Here is a 20,670-nt window from a genome sequence, read left to right as displayed (position 1 = left end):
GGTGTGACATCATTCAAAAATATGGTTAAGTCCTCGATCGATTAGTATCTGTCAGCTCCATGTGTCGCCACACTTCCACCTCAGACCTATCAACCTGATCATCTTTCAGGGATCTTACTTCCTTGCGGAATGGGAAATCTCATCTTGAGGGGGGCTTCATGCTTAGATGCTTTCAGCACTTATCCCGTCCGCACATAGCTACCCAGCGATGCCCTTGGCAGAACAACTGGTACACCAGCGGTGCGTCCATCCCGGTCCTCTCGTACTAAGGACAGCTCCTCTCAAATTTCCTGCGCCCGCGACGGATAGGGACCGAACTGTCTCACGACGTTCTGAACCCAGCTCGCGTACCGCTTTAATGGGCGAACAGCCCAACCCTTGGGACCGACTACAGCCCCAGGATGCGATGAGCCGACATCGAGGTGCCAAACCTCCCCGTCGATGTGGACTCTTGGGGGAGATAAGCCTGTTATCCCCGGGGTAGCTTTTATCCGTTGAGCGATGGCCCTTCCATGCGGAACCACCGGATCACTAAGCCCGACTTTCGTCCCTGCTCGACTTGTAAGTCTCGCAGTCAAGCTCCCTTGTGCCTTTACACTCTGCGAATGATTTCCAACCATTCTGAGGGAACCTTTGGGCGCCTCCGTTACCTTTTAGGAGGCGACCGCCCCAGTCAAACTGCCCACCTGACACTGTCTCCCCGCCCGATAAGGGCGGCGGGTTAGAAGGTCAATACAGCCAGGGTAGTATCCCACCGATGCCTCCACCGAAGCTGGCGCTCCGGTTTCCAAGGCTCCTACCTATCCTGTACAAGCTGTACCAACATTCAATATCAGGCTGCAGTAAAGCTCCACGGGGTCTTTCCGTCCTGTCGCGGGTAACCTGCATCTTCACAGGTACTATAATTTCACCGAGTCTCTCGTTGAGACAGTGCCCAGATCGTTGCGCCTTTCGTGCGGGTCGGAACTTACCCGACAAGGAATTTCGCTACCTTAGGACCGTTATAGTTACGGCCGCCGTTTACTGGGGCTTCAATTCGCACCTTCGCTTACGCTAAGCGCTCCTCTTAACCTTCCAGCACCGGGCAGGCGTCAGCCCCTATACTTCGCCTTACGGCTTCGCAGAGACCTGTGTTTTTGCTAAACAGTCGCCTGGGCCTATTCACTGCGGCTCTCTCGGGCTTGCACCCTAACAGAGCACCCCTTCTCCCGAAGTTACGGGGTCATTTTGCCGAGTTCCTTAACGAGAGTTCTCTCGATCACCTTAGGATTCTCTCCTCGCCTACCTGTGTCGGTTTGCGGTACGGGCACCTCTCACCTCGCTAGAGGCTTTTCTTGGCAGTGTGGAATCAGGAACTTCGCTACTATATTTCGCTCGCCATCACAGCTCAGCCTTATGGGAAACGGATTTGCCTATTTCCCAGCCTAACTGCTTGGACGCGGATATCCAATACCGCGCTTACCCTATCCTCCTGCGTCCCCCCATTGCTCAAATGGTGAGGAGGTGGTACAGGAATATCAACCTGTTGTCCATCGCCTACGCCTTTCGGCCTCGGCTTAGGTCCCGACTAACCCTGAGCGGACGAGCCTTCCTCAGGAAACCTTAGGCATTCGGTGGAGGGGATTCTCACCCCTCTTTCGCTACTCATACCGGCATTCTCACTTCTAAGCGCTCCACCAGTCCTTCCGGTCTGGCTTCACAGCCCTTAGAACGCTCTCCTACCACTGTTCGAAGAACAGTCCGCGCCTTCGGTGATACGTTTAGCCCCGGTACATTTTCGGCGCAGAGTCACTCGACCAGTGAGCTATTACGCACTCTTTAAATGGTGGTCGCTTCTAAGCCAACATCCTGGTTGTCTAAGCAACTCCACATCCTTTTCCACTTAACGTATACTTTGGGACCTTAGCTGGCGGTCTGGGCTGTTTCCCTTTCGACTACGGATCTTATCACTCGCAGTCTGACTCCCAAGGATAAGTCATTGGCATTCGGAGTTTGACTGAATTCGGTAACCCGGTAGGGGCCCCTAGTCCAATCAGTGCTCTACCTCCAAGACTCTTACCTTGAGGCTAGCCCTAAAGCTATTTCGGAGAGAACCAGCTATCTCCAGGTTCGATTGGCATTTCACCCCTACCCACACCTCATCCCCGCACTTTTCAACGTGCGTGGGTTCGGGCCTCCATTCAGTGTTACCTGAACTTCACCCTGGACATGGGTAGATCACCTGGTTTCGGGTCTACGACCACGTACTCATGCGCCCTATTCAGACTCGCTTTCGCCGCGGCTCCGCATCTTCTGCTTAACCTTGCACGGGATCGTAACTCGCCGGTTCATTCTACAAAAGGCACGCCATCACCCGTTAACGGGCTCTGACTACTTGTAGGCACACGGTTTCAGGATCTCTTTCACTCCCCTTCCGGGGTGCTTTTCACCTTTCCCTCACGGTACTGGTTCACTATCGGTCACTAGGGAGTATTTAGCCTTGGGAGATGGTCCTCCCGGATTCCGACGGAATTTCACGTGTTCCGCCGTACTCAGGATCCACTCAGGAGAGAACGAAGTTTTGACTACAGGGCTGTTACCTCCTATGGCGGGCCTTTCCAGACCTCTTCATCTACCTCGTTCCTTTGTAACTCCGTACAGAGTGTCCTACAACCCCAAGAGGCAAGCCTCTTGGTTTGGGCTAATCCCGTTTCGCTCGCCGCTACTCAGGGAATCGCATTTGCTTTCTCTTCCTCCGGGTACTTAGATGTTTCAGTTCCCCGGGTCTGCCTTCTCATATCCTATGAATTCAGATATGGATACCACTCCATTACGAGTGGTGGGTTTCCCCATTCGGAAATCTCCGGATCAAAGCTTGCTTACAGCTCCCCGAAGCATATCGGTGTTCGTCCCGTCCTTCATCGGCTCCTAGTGCCAAGGCATCCACCGTGCGCCCTTTCTAACTTAACCGTTAAAAAGAATCACTATGTGATATCTTGTATTACTAATTGAATGTGATGTCTACTGTTATCTAGTTTTCAAAGAACACGTTGGTGGAGCCTAGCGGGATCGAACCGCTGACCTCCTGCGTGCAAAGCAGGCGCTCTCCCAGCTGAGCTAAGGCCCCGTTATATAAGATGGTGGGCCTGAGTGGACTCGAACCACCGACCTCACGCTTATCAGGCGTGCGCTCTAACCAGCTGAGCTACAGGCCCATCTTAACTTATTCAAGGAACAAAGTTCCTTCAAAACTAAACAAGACAGGGAACGTTCTGTTTATAAGACCCAAGGTCTTATATTCCGTAAAATATCCTTAGAAAGGAGGTGATCCAGCCGCACCTTCCGATACGGCTACCTTGTTACGACTTCACCCCAATCATCTGTCCCACCTTCGGCGGCTGGCTCCTAAAAGGTTACCTCACCGACTTCGGGTGTTACAAACTCTCGTGGTGTGACGGGCGGTGTGTACAAGGCCCGGGAACGTATTCACCGCGGCATGCTGATCCGCGATTACTAGCGATTCCAGCTTCACGCAGTCGAGTTGCAGACTGCGATCCGAACTGAGAACAGATTTGTGGGATTGGCTTAACCTCGCGGTTTCGCGCCCTTTGTTCTGTCCATTGTAGCACGTGTGTAGCCCAGGTCATAAGGGGCATGATGATTTGACGTCATCCCCACCTTCCTCCGGTTTGTCACCGGCAGTCACCTTAGAGTGCCCAACTGAATGCTGGCAACTAAGATCAAGGGTTGCGCTCGTTGCGGGACTTAACCCAACATCTCACGACACGAGCTGACGACAACCATGCACCACCTGTCACTCTGCCCCCGAAGGGGACGTCCTATCTCTAGGATTGTCAGAGGATGTCAAGACCTGGTAAGGTTCTTCGCGTTGCTTCGAATTAAACCACATGCTCCACCGCTTGTGCGGGCCCCCGTCAATTCCTTTGAGTTTCAGTCTTGCGACCGTACTCCCCAGGCGGAGTGCTTAATGCGTTAACTGCAGCACTAAGGGGCGGAAACCCCCTAACACTTAGCACTCATCGTTTACGGCGTGGACTACCAGGGTATCTAATCCTGTTCGCTCCCCACGCTTTCGCTCCTCAGCGTCAGTTACAGACCAGAGAGTCGCCTTCGCCACTGGTGTTCCTCCACATCTCTACGCATTTCACCGCTACACGTGGAATTCCACTCTCCTCTTCTGCACTCAAGTTCCCCAGTTTCCAATGACCCTCCCCGGTTGAGCCGGGGGCTTTCACATCAGACTTAAGAAACCGCCTGCGAGCCCTTTACGCCCAATAATTCCGGACAACGCTTGCCACCTACGTATTACCGCGGTCGCTGGCACGTAGTTAGCCGTGGCTTTCTGGTTAGGTACCGTCAAGGTACCGCCCTATTCGAACGGTACTTGTTCTTCCCTAACAACAGAGCTTTACGATCCGAAAACCTTCATCACTCACGCGGCGTTGCTCCGTCAGACTTTCGTCCATTGCGGAAGATTCCCTACTGTCGCCTCCCGTAGGAGTCTGGGCCGTGTCTCAGTCCCAGTGTGGCCGATCACCCTCTCAGGTCGGCTACGCATCGTCGCCTTGGTGAGCCGTTACCTCACCAACTAGCTAATGCGCCGCGGGTCCATCTGTAAGTGGTAGCCGAAGCCACCTTTTATGTTTGAACCATGCGGTTCAAACAACCATCCGGTATTAGCCCCGGTTTCCCGGAGTTATCCCAGTCTTACAGGCAGGTTACCCACGTGTTACTCACCCGTCCGCCGCTAACATTAGGGAGCAAGCTCCCATCTGTCCGCTCGACTTGCATGTATTAGGCACGCCGCCAGCGTTCGTCCTGAGCCAGGATCAAACTCTCCGATAAATGGATCACAGGTTAAGTTCACCGCATCCTGCGGCGACACCTGTGTGACCTGCGTCGTGCAGGTCCTAGTTTGACTGACTACGCACATCGCTGTGCGATTTATAAAAATGAATTAACAGGTACGTTTTGTCTTGTTTAGTTTTCAAAGAACTTTGTGTGCTTCTCTCGAAGCGACTACTTAATAGTAACATTTTTAGTTAACTAGGTCAATACTTTTTTGAAAAAGTTTTTACTAGTCATAATGGTCATGCTTGTGTCTTTAAAAAGACAACAGAAATGATTATACCATAATTTTTATGACTGTAAAGGGTTATGACACAAAAAAGCGCAGCTATTTCAGCTGCGCTTTTTCTCACACTTCTTCTTGTTCTTCTTCATTCTCATCTTCTTCGTTTTTCTCTACTAAAGCTACTGTAGCAACATGCTCTTCTTCTGCCATTCTGATGAGACGCACACCTTGAGTGACACGTCCGGTGATGGAGATATCATTGATGTCCATTCTGATGAGTACGCCGCTAGCTGTAATAATCATTAGATCCTCTTCACCTTTAGTAGCTTTCACTGCTACTAGTTGGCCGTTGTTCTCGGTGATTTTCGCTGTTTTGAGTCCTTTTCCGCCCCGGCTTTGGGTTCTGTACTCTTCAGCCGGAGTTCGTTTTCCGTACCCTTTTTCAGTTACGATAAGGACGTGTGATTCTTCCTCTAATATCTCCATGCCGACAACAACGTCGTCATCCGTCAGAGTGATGCCTTTTACGCCCGCCGCAGTTCTTCCCATCTCCCGGACATCTGTTTCAGGGAAACGGATCAGTAAACCGTTTTTCGTTCCAATGATGATTTGTTTTGTGCCGTCAGTCAGACGTACACCCATCAGTTCATCATCTTCACGAAGACTCAGAGCGATTAGACCATTGTTGCGGATATTAGCGAATTGAGATAGCGATGTTCGTTTTGAAACCCCATGCTTTGTAGTGAAGAAAAGGTAAAGCTCCGCATTGAATTCCGTGACTGGAATAATCGCGTTGATCCACTCACCCTTTTCTACCTCCAGCAGGTTAATAATCGGGATTCCTTTTGCCGTTCTGCCGTATTCAGGGATTTCATACCCTTTTGCACGATACACTTTCCCCTTGTTCGAGAAGAAGAGAATCGTGTCATGAGTTGACGTAGAGATCAAATGCTCAACGAAATCATCTTCGTTTGTTCCCATACCTTGTACACCTTTTCCGCCTCGTTTTTGACTGCGGTAAGTTGATGCAGGAAGACGTTTGACGTATCCGTTGTGCGTCAGAGTAACTACGATATTTTCTCTCTCGATGAGATCTTCATCTTCAATTGTCTCCAGTCCGGAAGTGACGATCTCAGTACGTCTTTCATCGTTAAAACGCTCTTTGATTTCCGTGAGTTCTTCGCGAATGATCTCAAGCACTTTATATTCATTTGCCAAGATGTCTTTTAGCTCTGCAATTAATTTAACAAGAGATTGGTATTCTTCTTCTATCTTTTCACGTTCCAGTCCCGTTAAACGCTGGAGCCTCATATCAAGGATCGCTTGTGCTTGCTTCTCTGTCAGTGAGAATTGTTCAATTAAACCTGTTCTCGCAATTTCAGCCGTTTGAGAATTACGGATAAGGGAGATAACTGCATCGAGATGATCCAGTGCAACTCTCAATCCTTCCAGGATATGAGCTCTCGCTTCCGCTTTACGCAATTCATAAGCAGTACGGCGTCTAATGACAACTTTTTGATGGTCGAGGTAATGCTCCAGGCATTGCTTAAGAGTTAAAACTTTCGGCTGGCCATCAACAAGTGCAAGCAGGTTGATGCCAAAAGATGTTTGTAGAGCAGTTTGTTTGTACAGATTGTTTAAGATGACATTCGCATTGGCATCGCGTCTGATTTCAATGACAATTCTCATACCTGTACGATCTGACTCATCACGCAGATCTGTGATACCCTCTATCTTTTTGTCCCTTACGAGATCAGCAATTTTCTCAATTAATTTCGCCTTATTTACTTGGTAAGGTAACTCTGTAACGATAATTCTTTCTTTACCCGAAGATGTTTGTTCGATCTCAGCTTTTGCCCGGATCGTGATAGAGCCTCGGCCTGATTCGTATGCTTTCCGGATACCGCTGCGTCCCAAGATTTGACCCGCGGTCGGGAAATCAGGCCCTGGAATGACTTCCATAAGCTCTGGAATTGTAATGTCCGGATTCTCACTGACAGCAAGTACACCGTCAATGATTTCTCCCAGCTGGTGCGGAGGAATGTTTGTTGCCATACCTACCGCAATGCCGGCAGCACCGTTCACGAGCAGATTCGGGAACCTTGAAGGCATAACGACAGGTTCTCTTTCTGACCCGTCATAGTTATCCTGGTAATCGATTGTGTCTTTTGTGATGTCGCGAAGAATCTCCATTGAGATTTTAGACATTCGTGCTTCTGTATAACGCATGGCCGCCGCTGAGTCTCCGTCAACAGAACCGAAGTTTCCATGACCGTCAACGAGCATATAACGGTAGTTGAAATCCTGAGCCATTCTGACCATGGATTCATATACCGCTGAATCACCGTGCGGGTGGTATTTCCCGATAACTTCTCCAACGATACGCGCGGATTTTTTATAAGGCTTGTCACTTGTCATGCCTAAATCATTCATTGCATACAAAATCCGTCTATGAACCGGTTTTAAACCGTCTCGAACATCCGGAAGAGCACGGGACACGATAACGCTCATTGCATAATCCAAGAAGGACGTACGCATTTCCTGACTGATATTTATTTCACGAACTTGTGGTGTGTTTTGTTCACTCATTAAAAAACCTCCCTGAAGTATCACATGAAATATGTGGGAGTAGATTGTCCATTATGACCTTCAATACGATTTCACTATTCTCCATTATATCAATAAACTTATGATTATACACATTAAATTGCTAGAATATATAGGTATTGCAAGCATTGCTGCATCTGATCTTGTTCAGAAAAAAGCCTTATTTCTTATTGGAAATAAGGCTTTTTATGATTAGATGTCAAGATTTTTAACGTATCTCGCATTCGCTTCTATGAAGTTTCGGCGCGGTTCTACCTTGTCGCCCATAAGCATTTCAAAAGTCTCGTCCGCATCCATTGCATCTTCAAGAGTTACCTGAAGAAGTGTTCTGGAACTAGGATCCATGGTTGTCTCCCATAGCTGGGTGGCATTCATTTCACCAAGACCTTTGTAACGCTGCAGTTCAGGCTTAGGCGTTTGAGGAAGAGTTTTTAACAGCTCTTCCAGCTCCTTGTCATTGTACGCATATTCAACGCGTTTCCCCTGTTGAACCTTGTAGAGCGGCGGCTGCGCAATGTACACGTAGCCATTTTCGATAATTTGGCGCATATATCTGTAAAAGAACGTTAACAGCAGTGTTCTGATGTGCGCGCCGTCAACATCGGCATCTGTCATAATGACAACTTTGTGGTAACGGGCTTTCTCAAGGTTGAAGTCTTCCCCAATACCTGTGCCGAGCGCTGTGATCATAGAGCGAACTTCGTTGTTAGAAAGGATTTTATCCAGTCTGGCCTTTTCAACGTTTAGGATTTTACCTCTAAGCGGCAAAATGGCTTGGAAATGTCTGTCGCGTCCTTGTTTAGCAGATCCTCCGGCAGAGTCACCCTCTACGATATATAACTCGGAGATGCTCGGATCTTTTGAAGAGCAGTCCGCTAACTTACCGGGCAAGTTTGAAATTTCCAAAGCACTCTTACGGCGTGTTAGTTCACGCGCTTTTTTCGCAGCCATTCTTGCTCTTGCCGCCATTAAGCCTTTATCGACAATTTTTTTAGCCGCATCTGGATTTTCCAGCATAAATGTTTCCATCGCCGTAGAAAATAACGTATCGGTGATCGTCCGTGCTTCTGAGTTGCCCAGCTTTGTTTTCGTTTGGCCCTCAAACTGCGGATCAGGGTGTTTGATTGAAATAATCGCTGTCAGCCCTTCCCTTACGTCATCTCCGCTTAGGTTTGGATCATTTTCTTTAATAAGCCCTTTTTTTCTGGCGTAATCGTTGATAACACGAGTCAGGCCCGTTTTGAAGCCAGCTTCATGGGTACCGCCTTCGTACGTGTTAATGTTGTTTGTAAACGAGTAAATGTTGCTTGTGTAGCTGTCATTGTATTGCAAAGCCACTTCAACCGTAATGCCGTCCTTTTCGCCTTCAATGTAAATCGGCTCTTCATGGACAACCTCTTTAGAGCGGTTTAAATACTCTACATAACTTTTAATTCCGCCTTCGTAATGGTACTCATTTTTGCGCTCTTGTCCTTCACGTTTATCTTCGATCGTGATGTTGACGCCTTTTGTCAAAAAGGCTAATTCGCGCACGCGGTTAGCAAGCAGATCATAATCATACACAGTTGTTTCTGTGAAAATCTCTGGATCCGGGATAAAATGTGTAGTCGTTCCTGTATGATCCGTTTCGCCAATGATTTCAAGGTCTGCAACCGGAACTCCACGTTTATAAGTTTGGCGGTGGATTTTACCGTCACGGTGTACCGTCACATCAAGCTCCGTTGAAAGCGCGTTTACAACTGACGCACCTACACCGTGTAATCCTCCGGACACTTTATAACCGCTTCCGTCAAATTTTCCTCCGGCGTGAAGCACTGTCATAATGACTTCTACCGCAGGACGGCCCATTTTTTCTTGAATACCGACTGGAATACCGCGGCCATTATCTGTCACCGTGATGCTGTTGTCTTTTTCAATTTGAATGTTGATATCCGTACAATAACCGGCGAGGGCTTCGTCAATACTATTGTCGACAATTTCCCATACCAGGTGGTGAAGGCCTTTGCTGTTTGTTGAACCGATATACATCCCCGGTCTTTTACGAACAGCTTCCAATCCCTCTAGAACCTGTATCTGATTTTCATCATAACTGTTTTGCTGCTGTTCCATAGCCACGTCATTCACCTACACTTTTCTTAACGATATATTCTGATAAAAAATTTCTAAGAATCTATTTCAAACATAAATTGCGCACGTTTTTTTAATGTGCTGGAAGATAAGGGAGAGTAATATATATTCTGAACCGTGACTACGATAGATTTGGGCGTGCCGTTTACGGAAGGCACCACCTTGTGTTTCTGTTTTTTCAGAAATTCTTCAACAATAGGCGACATGTTGGCTTTAAAGTCAAAAATGCCGACAATATCTCGTGTTGAAACCACAAAGTCATCACCTAAATGAATATACAATTGCTCACCTCATTTCTTCACTTCACTAACGCACCATTTTGCACACGGAACATTCCTGCTTGACGTAAGGTTTCGTGATCAATGCCATCAACGCTTGTCGTTGTGACAAACGTTTGTACACGGCCTTGGATCGTATGAAGCAAGTGTGACTGGCGATAATCATCCAGTTCACTCAGTACATCATCCAATAGTAAAATGGGATATTCTCCGATTTCTTCATGGATCAGGTCAATCTCCGCCAGCTTAAGGGACAACGCCGTCGTTCGCTGCTGTCCTTGAGAACCATACGTCTGCACATCGCGTCCGTTCACATAGAAAAGAACATCATCGCGATGAGGCCCTGACAGCGTCACACCACGCTCAATTTCTTTTTCTCTTAATTTAGAAAACGCTTCTTGATAGCTATCTCCTATTTTCGACAACTCTAGGGGATCTGATACATCAAGAGCTGTATGGTATTTCAGGGTCAGTTCTTCAAGCCCTCTTGAGATGCCTGCATGGATGGGCTGCGCCCATTTCTCGAGCTGTGCTGTAAACTGCAGGCGTTTTACGACGACTTTTGCTGCAACTTCTACAAGCTGATCGGTCAAAACATCGAGCATCGTCCGGTCAGTTTGTTTTCTTGTTTGCAGCTGTTTCAAAAAATGATTCCGCTGGGAAAGGATTTTCTGGTAAAGAGAAAGATCATGAAGATAGACGGGAGAAACCTGTCCGATTTCCATGTCAAGAAACCGCCTTCTCACTTGAGGGCTTCCTTTTACAAGATTTAAATCTTCCGGCGCGAACATAATGGTGTTGAGGGCCCCGACATACTGGCTGAGCTTTTGCTGTTCAATATGATTGACCTTGCCCTTTTTACCCTTTTTGGAGATGACGAGCTGCATCGGGATCGCCCCGTTTTGCTTCATCACTCTTCCCTCTATTTTAGCATAGTCTTTGTCCCACCGTATAAGTTCTTTGTCATTTGATGTCCGGTGCGATTTCGCCATGGACAAGACATAGATCGCCTCCATGAGGTTTGTCTTCCCCTGGGCGTTTTCTCCGATGATCACATTTACTTTATTTTCAAATTGAAGTTCAGCATGGTCGTAGTTGCGGTAAGATGTCAGTTCTAAGTTCTGGATATACAATCAGTGTCACCCGCTTTAATTGACGACTTGAAATGAACCAAATCCTTCAATCTCTACCACATCTCCAACATACAGCTTTCTGCCCCGGCGGTTGTCCGGCTCATCGTTCACAAGCACTTCATGCTCGCTTAAAAACCACTTCGCCATACCGCCAGACTGAATCACATCGGCTAATTTTAAGAATTGTCCGAGTGTAATCATCTCTGTATCAATTGAAATCGGATTTGCCATTATATCGACCTCTTTCAAATATCACTAATATCTAATTGTACTAAAAAAAAACGAATTAGGGAAAGGGAAAACTTGTCGGAGCAGATACTGAATAGAAAAGCTGCCGACGGGTCGGCAGCAGTGTATCGGATTAATAGGTTCTGACAGGAAGGATAAGCTGTACAATCGTTTCATCATTCGGCGTGCGAATTAAGAAAGGTCTCATTGCGCCTGTAAAGCTTACGCGTATTTCTGCTCCTTCAAGCACCTTTAGTGCATCCAGCATATATTTTGGACTAAAAGAGATATTTAATTCCTCACCTTCAATTTGATCCGCAACAATTGCTTCCACAACTTTACCGATTTCCGGCGAATTGGAAGAAATCTCAATGGATTCAGCCGGTTTTGCGGACAGTTTTACAACGTTGTTGCGTCCCTCTCTAGCTAAAAGAGATGCACGATCAATGGCCTGAAGGAATTCTTTTGTGTTCACAATGATTTCTGTTTTGCTGTCTTGCGGAATCAGGCTGGTTGTGTCTGGATAATTCCCGTCCAGAAGCCGTGAGAAGAATAAGACGTTTTTCGCTTTAAACAGAACTTGGGTTTCTGTGATGACGATATCTACAAGTTCCTGGTTGTCATCTAAAATCTTGCTGAGTTCAGTTAAACTTTTTCCCGGAATCACGACGTTATAAGATCTGTCTTCTGGAATATCAAGTTTCGCCTTTCTTAATGCAAGACGGTGGCTATCCGTCGCGGTGCATAATAATTCACTTTGCTCCACTTTCCAGTTTACACCTGTCAAGATAGGGCGTGTTTCTGAGGTGGACACTGCAAATACTGTTTGTCTGATTAGATTTTTTAACAAATCAGTTGGGATCTGAATCGCATGATGCTCTTCAATCTGCGGCAAGTGCGGATACTCATCAGCATCCAGTCCGTTTAGATTAAATTCAGCTTTACCAGAACGGATAATCGTCAAATACTGATTTTGGACTTCGATTTCTACAGTTGCCATCGGCAATTTTTTTACAATTTCACTAAAAAAGCGAGCCTGTAAAACGATGCTTCCGGGCTGTTCAATAGTGACGATTTCTTTATCTCCTTCTTCTTTTGGAATGAAGGATTCAATAGAAATATCTGAGTCACTCCCTGTAAAGGATACTCCATCATCTGATGCAACAATTTTAATACCAGTCAGAATGGGAATCGTGGTTCTGGATGAAACTGCTTTTAATACATCTTGGACACTTTCAACAAGACGATCTTTTTGAATCGTGAATTTCATTTTTATCCTCCTAACGGATAATGTATTAATATATATATATATTTATAAAAAATAGTAGAAGTAATAGTAGGGCCTGTGGATTTGTGGATAAGTTGTGAAAAAGACAGGAAACACAGCCTATCCACATGTGGACAGACTGTGTATGACTTCCGAAAAGTTATTCACACTTTCCCCGATTCCCCGGTCCTGCTATTTAAGCTGTTCTTTAATTTCTTTTACATGCTGCTGAAGCTGTTCATCATCTGCCAGCAGTTTTGAAATTTTTTCATGCGCATGAATAACGGTCGTATGATCACGTCCTCCAAACTCTTCACCGATTTTAGGAAGAGAGGAATCAGTCATTTCCCTTGATAAGTACATGGCGATTTGACGCGGAAAAGCTACTGACTTTGTCCGTTTTTTTGCTTTGAAATCCTCGAGTTTAATATTAAATTGCTGGCCTACTACCCTCTGAATTTCCTTTATCGTAATGACTTTCGGTTTTGAGGAAGGAATAATATCTTTCAACGCCTCAGCGGCCAGATCAGCATTAATATCTTTATTAATTAAAGATGAATAAGCGACAACTCTGATTAATGCTCCTTCGAGTTCCCGAATATTGCTGTCGATTTGATTCGCGATGTAAAGCATAACCTCGTTCGGAATATCGAGGCCTTCTGCTTTGGCTTTTTTTCTTAAAATTGCAATTCTCGTTTCTAGATCAGGCGGTGTGATATCTGTAATAAGTCCCCATTCAAAACGTGAGCGCAATCTGTCCTCAAGTGTCGGAATTTCCTTTGGCGGTCGGTCACTTGAAATGACGATTTGTTTGCTTTCTTCGTGCAATGTGTTAAATGTATGGAAAAATTCTTCCTGGGTTTGTTCTTTCCCCGCTAAAAATTGAATATCATCTATCAAAAGCACATCAACATTTCGATAGCGATTGCGGAAGTCGACGGCTTTATTATCTCGGATAGAGTTGATGAATTCGTTTGTAAATTTCTCAGAAGACAGATAAACCACTTTGGCAGAAGGATTATGATCTATTACATAATGGCCGATCGCATGCATTAAGTGCGTTTTCCCTAAGCCGACGCCCCCATAGATAAATAAAGGGTTGTAAGCTTTTGCGGGTGCTTCCGCTACTGCGAGGGAAGCAGCGTGTGCAAATCGGTTTCCAGATCCGATGACAAAAGTATCAAAAGTATATTTTGGATTGAGCATATTTTGAGGAAAATCAGATGTATCTTCTTTGACCGCTTTTTTGACTTGCGGTTTCGGCATAAAGTCCTCAACATCTTGATTTTGAGGAATGACAAACTTAATGCTCAATTCTTCCCCGGTTAATTCATATATAGTATCTGCAATCAGATGCAAGTATCTGGACTCCAGCCAGTCTCTGGCAAATTCATTGGGAGCCGTGATTGTTAATGTATCGCCTTGCAGTGAGTGGGCTTTGGTTGACTTCATCCAAGTCTCAAAACTCGGTTTGCTCAACTTTTTTTCGATTTGAGCAAGGGCTTGGTTCCACAGGTCTAATATATTTTCCATCTTCCGGCACGTCCCTCCTTTTCTTAGAAAATGGCGTCTTTCTCTGTTATAGAACACAAAAAAAGAGCAAATGGCGCTTACCATTCGTACACATTAAATGTTGAAAACATATAATATAGTAGATAAATAGCTTTTCGACAAATTTCACAACTTGTGGACAACCTTCTACACAAGCTGTGTGAAATCAATCCACAACTTATCCACACTTTGTGGATAAAGAGGAAAGGTAGGATTAGTAATCAAGAGTTAAAACACAAATATAATACCAAAATAAACGAGAGCTTGCAATGGTTGTCACAATCTTATCCACAAAGCGGACAACCTGTTGAAAAAACCTTGTCCACAGGGGTTGGTAATGTGAAAATGTTGTCGATAACCTCTGTGGATACTAAAAAAAGCCGAAAAAGATATCCACATGCGTGATTTTAGGGGCAAATTGTTTGGATTTGTCTTTTTTCCGTAAAATTAAGGAATCTAAAAAATAAGGTTTCGAAAGTTGAAAAGGTATGGTATCCTATTATGGTTGCAAGAAATAAAAGCACTAGTGAAGTTGACAATGAATAGGTAACGCAAATATAATAAGTAAGACTGTCTTTAACAGCTATTCCTCGAGGGAGGTGTCATAAATGAAAAGAACATTCCAACCGAATAACCGTAAACGCAGCAAAGTTCATGGCTTCAGAAGCCGTATGAGTTCAAAAAACGGTCGTCTAGTTTTAGCACGCCGTCGCCGCAAAGGCAGAAAAGTATTATCAGCTTAGGCCACTGAATAATGTCAGTGGTCTTTTTTCACGTTATGGGAAAAGATAGATGTGATGCGTAATGAACCGGGGCATGCTTCCTGGTTCAGATGCATCTCATGTTCATAATAAATTTTAAAAGTTTCTGCCAGCCAGTATCGGAGTGAGTCATTTGAAGAAGCGAAATCGTTTAAAGAAAAATGAAGATTTTCAAAAAGTGTTTAAACATGGGACATCAGTTGCAAACCGCCAGTTTGTCTTATATACGCTTGATCAGCCTGAAAATGATGAACTGCGTGTCGGGCTTTCCGTCAGCAAAAAAATTGGCAATGCCGTGATGCGAAATCGGATCAAACGTTTGATTCGGCAGGCCTTTCTTGAAGAGAAAGAGAGACTGAAGGAAAAGGATTACATCATTATTGCCAGAAAACCGGCGAGCCAGCTGACATATGAGGAAACGAAAAAAAGTCTGCAGCATCTATTCAGAAAGTCTTCATTATATAAGAAATCTTCGTCAAAGTAGGCATCACCACTGCTTTCTTACAACTTTTAAAAGCGCTTCCTTTCTGGTTGATCAGAAAAAGACACCATTTAAAACTGAAAGATGCTAAAATACATACAAGTATGCTTTGCAATAAAAGAGTGTAAAGATTAATTATAGGAGGAAATGTTGTTGAAAAGGAGAATAGGGTTGCTATTAAGTATGGTTGGCGTATTCATGCTTTTGGCTGGATGCTCGAGTGTGAAAGAGCCGATCACTGCAGATAGTCCGCATTTCTGGGACAAGTACGTAGTATATCCATTGTCTGAGCTCATTACGTATGTAGCGAAATTGACGGGAGATAACTACGGGCTTTCAATTATTCTAGTTACCATTTTAATTCGTTTATTAATTTTACCGCTGATGATTAAGCAGCTGAGAAGTTCGAAAGCGATGCAGGCTTTACAGCCGGAAATGCAAAAGCTTAAAGAAAAATACAGCTCAAAGGATCAAAAAACGCAGCAAAAGCTTCAACAGGAAACAATGGCTTTATTCCAAAAGCATGGTGTCAATCCATTGGCGGGATGTTTCCCGATTTTGATCCAGATGCCGATTTTAATTGGATTCTATCATGCGATCATGAGAACCCAGGCGATTTCAGAGCATAGCTTCTTATGGTTTGACTTAGGAGAAAAAGATCCTTACTATATTCTTCCTATCGTTGCCGGTGTCGCTACATTTGTTCAGCAAAAACTGATGATGGCTGGCAATGCGCAGCAAAATCCGCAAATGGCGATGATGCTTTGGATTATGCCAATTATGATTATCGTATTTGCGATCAACTTCCCGGCGGCTCTTTCTCTTTATTGGGTAGTCGGTAACTTGTTTATGATTGCGCAAACTTTCCTCATTAAAGGACCTGATATTAAAAAAAATCCTGAGCCGCAAAAAGCCGGAGGAAAGAAAAAGTGAGGAATGTGACTGCTGCAGGGCGAAATGTCGATGAAGCAGTACAGTCCGGATTGCAAGAGCTGGGATTAACGAAGGATAAGGTAGAAATTACTGTTATTGAAGAGGGAAACAAAGGGTTTCTCGGTATTTTCGGCAAAAAGCCTGCGATCGTAAAGCTGGTTGAAAAGATTGATCCGATTCAGCAAGCGAAGTTATATCTTCAAACGATTGCCGAAGCCATTGCCGGGAAGTCTGATGTGACTGTTCAAGAAAGTAAAAAGACAGTGAGATATCATATAACAGGTGAAAAGGCAGCATTGTTGATTGGGAAAAGAGGACAAACCTTAAACGCCCTTGAAACTTTGACACAGCTTGCCCTTAACCGTTATCCAGGCCAATATAAAAATGTGACGGTGGATGCAGAAAACTATCGTTTGAAAAGAAAAGAAACACTGAGCCAGCTGGCCATCAAGCTTGCTGACCAGGTTTTGAAAACGAAAAAATCCATCCAGCTTGAGCCTATGCCGTCCAGCGAAAGAAAAATTATTCACGATACTCTTTCTGGATATGCAAACCATCAGATCAAAACATATTCAATGGGTGAAGGCGAAAATCGTCATCTCGTTATTTCCCATAAAAGATAGCATAAAACCGAAGTCCGATAAAAATTGGATTTCGGTTTTTTTGTATCTGAAAAATCTACTTTTCCTAGTAATATCAAGGTTTTGCCGTTTAAGTTTTTTCTTTTTAGGTGTATCCTGTTGATAAAAAGGAAGTTCAGGAAATAAAATTAATTGTTATTCACATGTGGATAAGTTAAAGTAATAAGGGACGAATTTCTATTTCTGTGGATAACAAATCTTCCACTTCGAACCAAACTATGTTATCTTTTAGTTTTGGCATAATAAAATTTTTTTATATAGATGAAGTATAAGTAAAGAGAGGTGAACAACATGGATACAATTGCGGCAATTTCCACACCGATGGGAGAAGGCGCGATTGCGATTGTACGGTTGAGCGGACCAGAAGCCATTCAAATCGCAGATAGAATTTATAAGGGACCAAAGGGGAAAACACTCAGCTCGGTCGAATCACATACGATTCATTATGGTCATATCGTAGACAGACCTTCGGATCGTGTCGTTGAGGAAGTAATGGTATCAGTGTTAAAAGCGCCGAGAACTTTTACACGGGAAGATGTTATCGAGATAAACTGTCACGGGGGAATTGTGACTGTGAACCAAGTGCTTCAGCTCGCATTGAGAGAGGGAGCGAGACTGGCAGAGCCTGGCGAATTTACGAAACGTGCGTTTTTAAACGGGCGTATCGATCTTTCACAGGCGGAAGCGGTTATGGACTTAATTAGAGCGAAAACGGACCGGGCAATGAACGTTGCTATGAATCAAATGGAAGGGCGTCTTTCTGCTTTGGTGCGCCGTTTGCGCAGTGAGATTTTAGAAACACTGGCCCATGTTGAGGTGAATATCGATTATCCGGAGTATGATGATGTAGAGGAAATGACGCATCAGATTTTAGTCGAAAAGGCAACCGCCGTGAAAAAGGAAATTGAGGCGCTGCTGAGGACTTCTGAGCAAGGAAAAATCTTGCGTGAAGGTCTTTCTACCGTCATTATCGGCCGGCCAAACGTAGGAAAATCATCTCTTCTGAACAGCCTCGTTCATGAGGCAAAAGCCATCGTAACCGATATTCCCGGAACGACACGGGATGTGATTGAGGAATACGTGAATGTAAGGGGCGTCCCGCTTCGTCTGGTTGATACAGCAGGTATTCGTGAAACAGAGGATATTGTTGAGCGAATCGGTGTTGAACGTTCTCGCCAGGTCCTAAAGGAAGCGGACCTGATTTTACTTGTGCTTAATTATAGTGAAGAGCTTTCTGAAGAAGACGTGAAGCTTTTTGAAGCCGTTGAGGGCATGGATGTAATCGTGATTTTGAATAAGACTGACCTTGAGGCGAAGATTGACACTGAACGTGTCCGTGAGCTTGCCAATGGACGTCCAGTTGTTACGACATCTCTTTTAAAAGAGGAAGGCATCAATGATCTGGAAGAAGCGATTCAATCATTGTTCTACACGGGTGCCATTGAAAGCGGTGATCTGACTTATGTCAGCAACACACGTCACATCTCTATTTTACAGCAAGCAAAACGCGCCATTGAAGATGCGCTTAGCGGCATCGAACAGGATGTCCCGATCGACATGGTGCAAATTGACCTTACAAGATGCTGGGAGCTTTTAGGGGAAATCATTGGAGATTCTGTCCACGAAAGTTTAATTGATCAGCTCTTTTCACAATTCTGTTTAGGAAAATAATAAAAGGAGGAACTAGAATCATGGGGTATGAAGCAGGCCAATACGATGTGATTGTGATTGGCGCCGGGCATGCCGGTGTTGAGGCTGCCCTCGCATCTGCACGCCAAGGCGCCAAAACGCTTGTCTTGACCATCAACCTAGATATGGTTGCATTTATGCCATGTAATCCGTCTGTCGGCGGCCCCGCAAAAGGGATTGTCGTCCGCGAAATTGACGCGCTCGGCGGAGAAATGGGAAGAAACATCGATAAAACACATATTCAAATGAGAATGCTGAATACAGGAAAAGGTCCTGCGGTTCGTGCATTACGTGCGCAAGCAGACAAATTCCAATATCAGCACGAAATGAAAAATACGCTTGAAAAAGAACCAAACTTAACATTGCTGCAAGGAATTGTGGAGCGGCTGATCGTTGAAGACGGCGAATGCCGAGGCGTTATTACACAAACCGGCGCACATTATCGTGCGAAAGCAGTTGTCATGACAACAGGGACATATTTAAGAGGACGTATCATTCTTGGCGATCTGTCTTACTCAAGCGGCCCGAATAACCAGCAGCCTTCTATTAAGCTTTCTGAGCATTTGGAGGAACTCGGTTTTGACCTTGTTCGTTTTAAAACAGGTACGCCGCCTCGCGTTAAAAGCGACACGATTGATTACAGCAAAACGGAAATTCAGCCTGGTGACGATGTGCCTCGCGCTTTCTCATATGAAACAGTGGAATATATCACAGATCAGCTCCCTTGCTGGCTGACATATACAAGCCCTGAGACACATGAGATTATTGACAGCAACCTGCACCGTTCACCGATGTATTCCGGTATGATCAAAGGTACAGGCCCAAGATATTGCCCGTCCATTGAAGATAAAGTTGTACGATTTAATGATAAACCGCGTCACCAAATCTTCCTTGAGCCGGAAGGCAGAAATACACAGGAAGTCTATGTCCAAGGTTTATCTACAAGTCTTCCAGAAGACGTACAGCAAAGAATGCTTGCAACGATTCCTGGACTTGAAAACGTGCAAATGATGAGAGCCGGCTATGCGATCGAGTATGATGCAATCGTACCGACACAGCTCTGGCCGACACTTGAAACAAAAAAAATCACAAACCTTTACACTGCAGGCCAAATTAACGGAACTTCCGGTTATGAAGAAGCTGCGGGACAAGGGATTATGGCGGGAATCAATGCAGGACGAAAAGCGCTTGGAAAAGAAGAAGTGATTTTAAGCCGTTCTGACGCCTACATTGGTGTTCTGATTGATGACCTTGTGACAAAAGGTACCAATGAGCCATATCGTCTTTTGACATCACGTGCGGAATACAGATTGCTTCTTCGCCATGACAATGCTGATTTGCGTCTGACAGAAATCGGACACCGCATTGGATTGATTTCTGATGAGCGCTATGCGGCTTTTGAGAAGAAAAAAGCGGCGATCGAGGCGGAGAAAAAACGTCTTCATTCTGTAATTATCAAGCCGTCTCCGGAAAATCAAGAATATATCCGTTCTCTTGGCGGAAGCGAATTGAAAGATGGAGTTCGCGGCACAGACTTGATGAAGCGTCCTGAAATGAACTATGAAACAGTCACAAAACTGGCGCCGCCAGAAGTGCCAGTTCCTCAAGACGTGGCAGAACAAGTAGAAATCCAAGTGAAATATGAAGGATATATTGAAAAATCTCTTCAGCAAGTGGAAAAACTGAAGAAGATGGAAAATAAAAAAATTCCAGATCGAATTGATTATGACGCAATTAAGGGGATTGCGACCGAGGCGCGTCAAAAACTGAAAAATGTACGGCCTTTGTCTGTTGCCCAAGCTTCCCGCATTTCCGGTGTAAACCCGGCGGACATTTCAATTCTATTGGTGTATTTAGAGCAGGGACGCATTGCGAAGATAGCCGAATAGAAAGGATGACG

Annotated in this window: 13 protein-coding genes, 2 tRNA genes and 2 rRNA genes; 6 read left to right on the top strand and 11 right to left on the bottom strand. The window is 45.0% G+C overall.

The genetic code is table 11. The features are described 5' to 3' along the window. Positions 1–21 precede the first annotated feature (21 nt). The 11 genes from MHH82_RS36830 to dnaA form a co-directional block, all read right to left on the bottom strand. Positions 22–2,949 (bottom strand): 23S ribosomal RNA (locus tag MHH82_RS36830). Positions 2,950–3,030: 81 nt separating this feature from the next. Further along, positions 3,031–3,106 (bottom strand) — tRNA-Ala (locus MHH82_RS36825). An 11-nt stretch (positions 3,107–3,117) separates the two neighbouring features. Further along, positions 3,118–3,194: transfer RNA gene (locus MHH82_RS36820), tRNA-Ile, on the bottom strand. A gap of 102 nt (positions 3,195–3,296) precedes the next feature. Beyond that, positions 3,297–4,845, bottom strand: a 16S ribosomal RNA gene (locus tag MHH82_RS36815). The 16S and 23S rRNA genes sit together here with 2 tRNA genes alongside, the layout of an rRNA operon. A gap of 352 nt (positions 4,846–5,197) precedes the next feature. Then, positions 5,198–7,663 carry a DNA topoisomerase (ATP-hydrolyzing) subunit A gene (gene gyrA, locus MHH82_RS36810; RefSeq protein WP_003244540.1) on the bottom strand — a complete coding sequence of 822 codons (2,466 nt, stop codon included), beginning with the start codon at positions 7,661–7,663 and terminating at the stop codon, positions 5,198–5,200. A 210-nt stretch (positions 7,664–7,873) separates the two neighbouring features. Beyond that, positions 7,874–9,790, bottom strand: a complete 1,917-nt coding sequence (gene gyrB / locus MHH82_RS36805) for a DNA topoisomerase (ATP-hydrolyzing) subunit B (RefSeq protein ID WP_340797477.1) — start codon at positions 9,788–9,790, stop codon at positions 7,874–7,876. Between the two features lie 53 nt (positions 9,791–9,843). Continuing rightward, positions 9,844–10,089 carry an extracellular matrix regulator RemB gene (gene remB, locus MHH82_RS36800; RefSeq protein ID WP_003219266.1) on the bottom strand — a complete coding sequence of 82 codons (246 nt, stop codon included), beginning with the start codon at positions 10,087–10,089 and terminating at the stop codon, positions 9,844–9,846. A gap of 17 nt (positions 10,090–10,106) precedes the next feature. Continuing rightward, positions 10,107–11,219, bottom strand: coding sequence for a DNA replication/repair protein RecF (gene recF / locus MHH82_RS36795; RefSeq protein WP_015715082.1), 1,113 nt, complete (start codon positions 11,217–11,219; stop codon positions 10,107–10,109). Between the two features lie 15 nt (positions 11,220–11,234). Then, positions 11,235–11,450, bottom strand: coding sequence for a ribosome maturation protein RlbA (gene rlbA, locus MHH82_RS36790; protein WP_003226810.1), 216 nt, complete (start codon positions 11,448–11,450; stop codon positions 11,235–11,237). A gap of 130 nt (positions 11,451–11,580) precedes the next feature. Further along, positions 11,581–12,717 carry a DNA polymerase III subunit beta gene (gene dnaN, locus MHH82_RS36785; protein ID WP_003242509.1) on the bottom strand — a complete coding sequence of 379 codons (1,137 nt, stop codon included), beginning with the start codon at positions 12,715–12,717 and terminating at the stop codon, positions 11,581–11,583. A gap of 189 nt (positions 12,718–12,906) precedes the next feature. After that, a complete protein-coding gene (dnaA, locus tag MHH82_RS36780; protein WP_003242674.1) occupies positions 12,907–14,247 on the bottom strand; it encodes a chromosomal replication initiator protein DnaA in 1,341 nt (446 codons plus the stop codon). A 626-nt stretch (positions 14,248–14,873) separates the two neighbouring features. On the opposite strand from dnaA, the gene rpmH reads away from it, so the two are divergent. The 6 genes from rpmH to mnmG all read left to right on the top strand — a co-directional run bounded on the left by rpmH (position 14,874) and on the right by mnmG (position 20,659). Continuing rightward, positions 14,874–15,008 (top strand): 50S ribosomal protein L34, encoded by a 135-nt coding sequence (gene rpmH, locus MHH82_RS36775; RefSeq protein WP_003178075.1) that lies wholly within the window; start codon positions 14,874–14,876, stop codon positions 15,006–15,008. A gap of 151 nt (positions 15,009–15,159) precedes the next feature. Further along, complete coding sequence (gene rnpA / locus MHH82_RS36770; protein ID WP_003242628.1) at positions 15,160–15,510, top strand: ribonuclease P protein component; 351 nt, start codon at positions 15,160–15,162, stop codon at positions 15,508–15,510. A 144-nt stretch (positions 15,511–15,654) separates the two neighbouring features. Then, positions 15,655–16,440: a YidC family membrane integrase SpoIIIJ gene (spoIIIJ, locus tag MHH82_RS36765; protein ID WP_010886648.1), complete on the top strand. Its 786-nt coding sequence runs from the start codon at positions 15,655–15,657 to the stop codon at positions 16,438–16,440. After that, positions 16,437–17,063 carry an RNA-binding cell elongation regulator Jag/EloR gene (gene jag, locus MHH82_RS36760; RefSeq protein WP_003243764.1) on the top strand — a complete coding sequence of 209 codons (627 nt, stop codon included), beginning with the start codon at positions 16,437–16,439 and terminating at the stop codon, positions 17,061–17,063. The genes spoIIIJ and jag overlap by 4 nt, the downstream gene beginning before the upstream one ends. A gap of 309 nt (positions 17,064–17,372) precedes the next feature. Then, complete coding sequence (mnmE, locus tag MHH82_RS36755; RefSeq protein ID WP_029318519.1) at positions 17,373–18,752, top strand: tRNA uridine-5-carboxymethylaminomethyl(34) synthesis GTPase MnmE; 1,380 nt, start codon at positions 17,373–17,375, stop codon at positions 18,750–18,752. A 20-nt stretch (positions 18,753–18,772) separates the two neighbouring features. Further along, complete coding sequence (gene mnmG, locus MHH82_RS36750) at positions 18,773–20,659, top strand: tRNA uridine-5-carboxymethylaminomethyl(34) synthesis enzyme MnmG (protein ID WP_003226825.1); 1,887 nt, start codon at positions 18,773–18,775, stop codon at positions 20,657–20,659. Positions 20,660–20,670 lie beyond the last annotated feature (11 nt).

Source organism: Bacillus sp. FSL K6-6540, from assembly GCF_038007545.1.
Note: the sequence above shows the minus strand (reverse complement) of the source record. Positions and strands in the feature narration are given on the sequence as shown.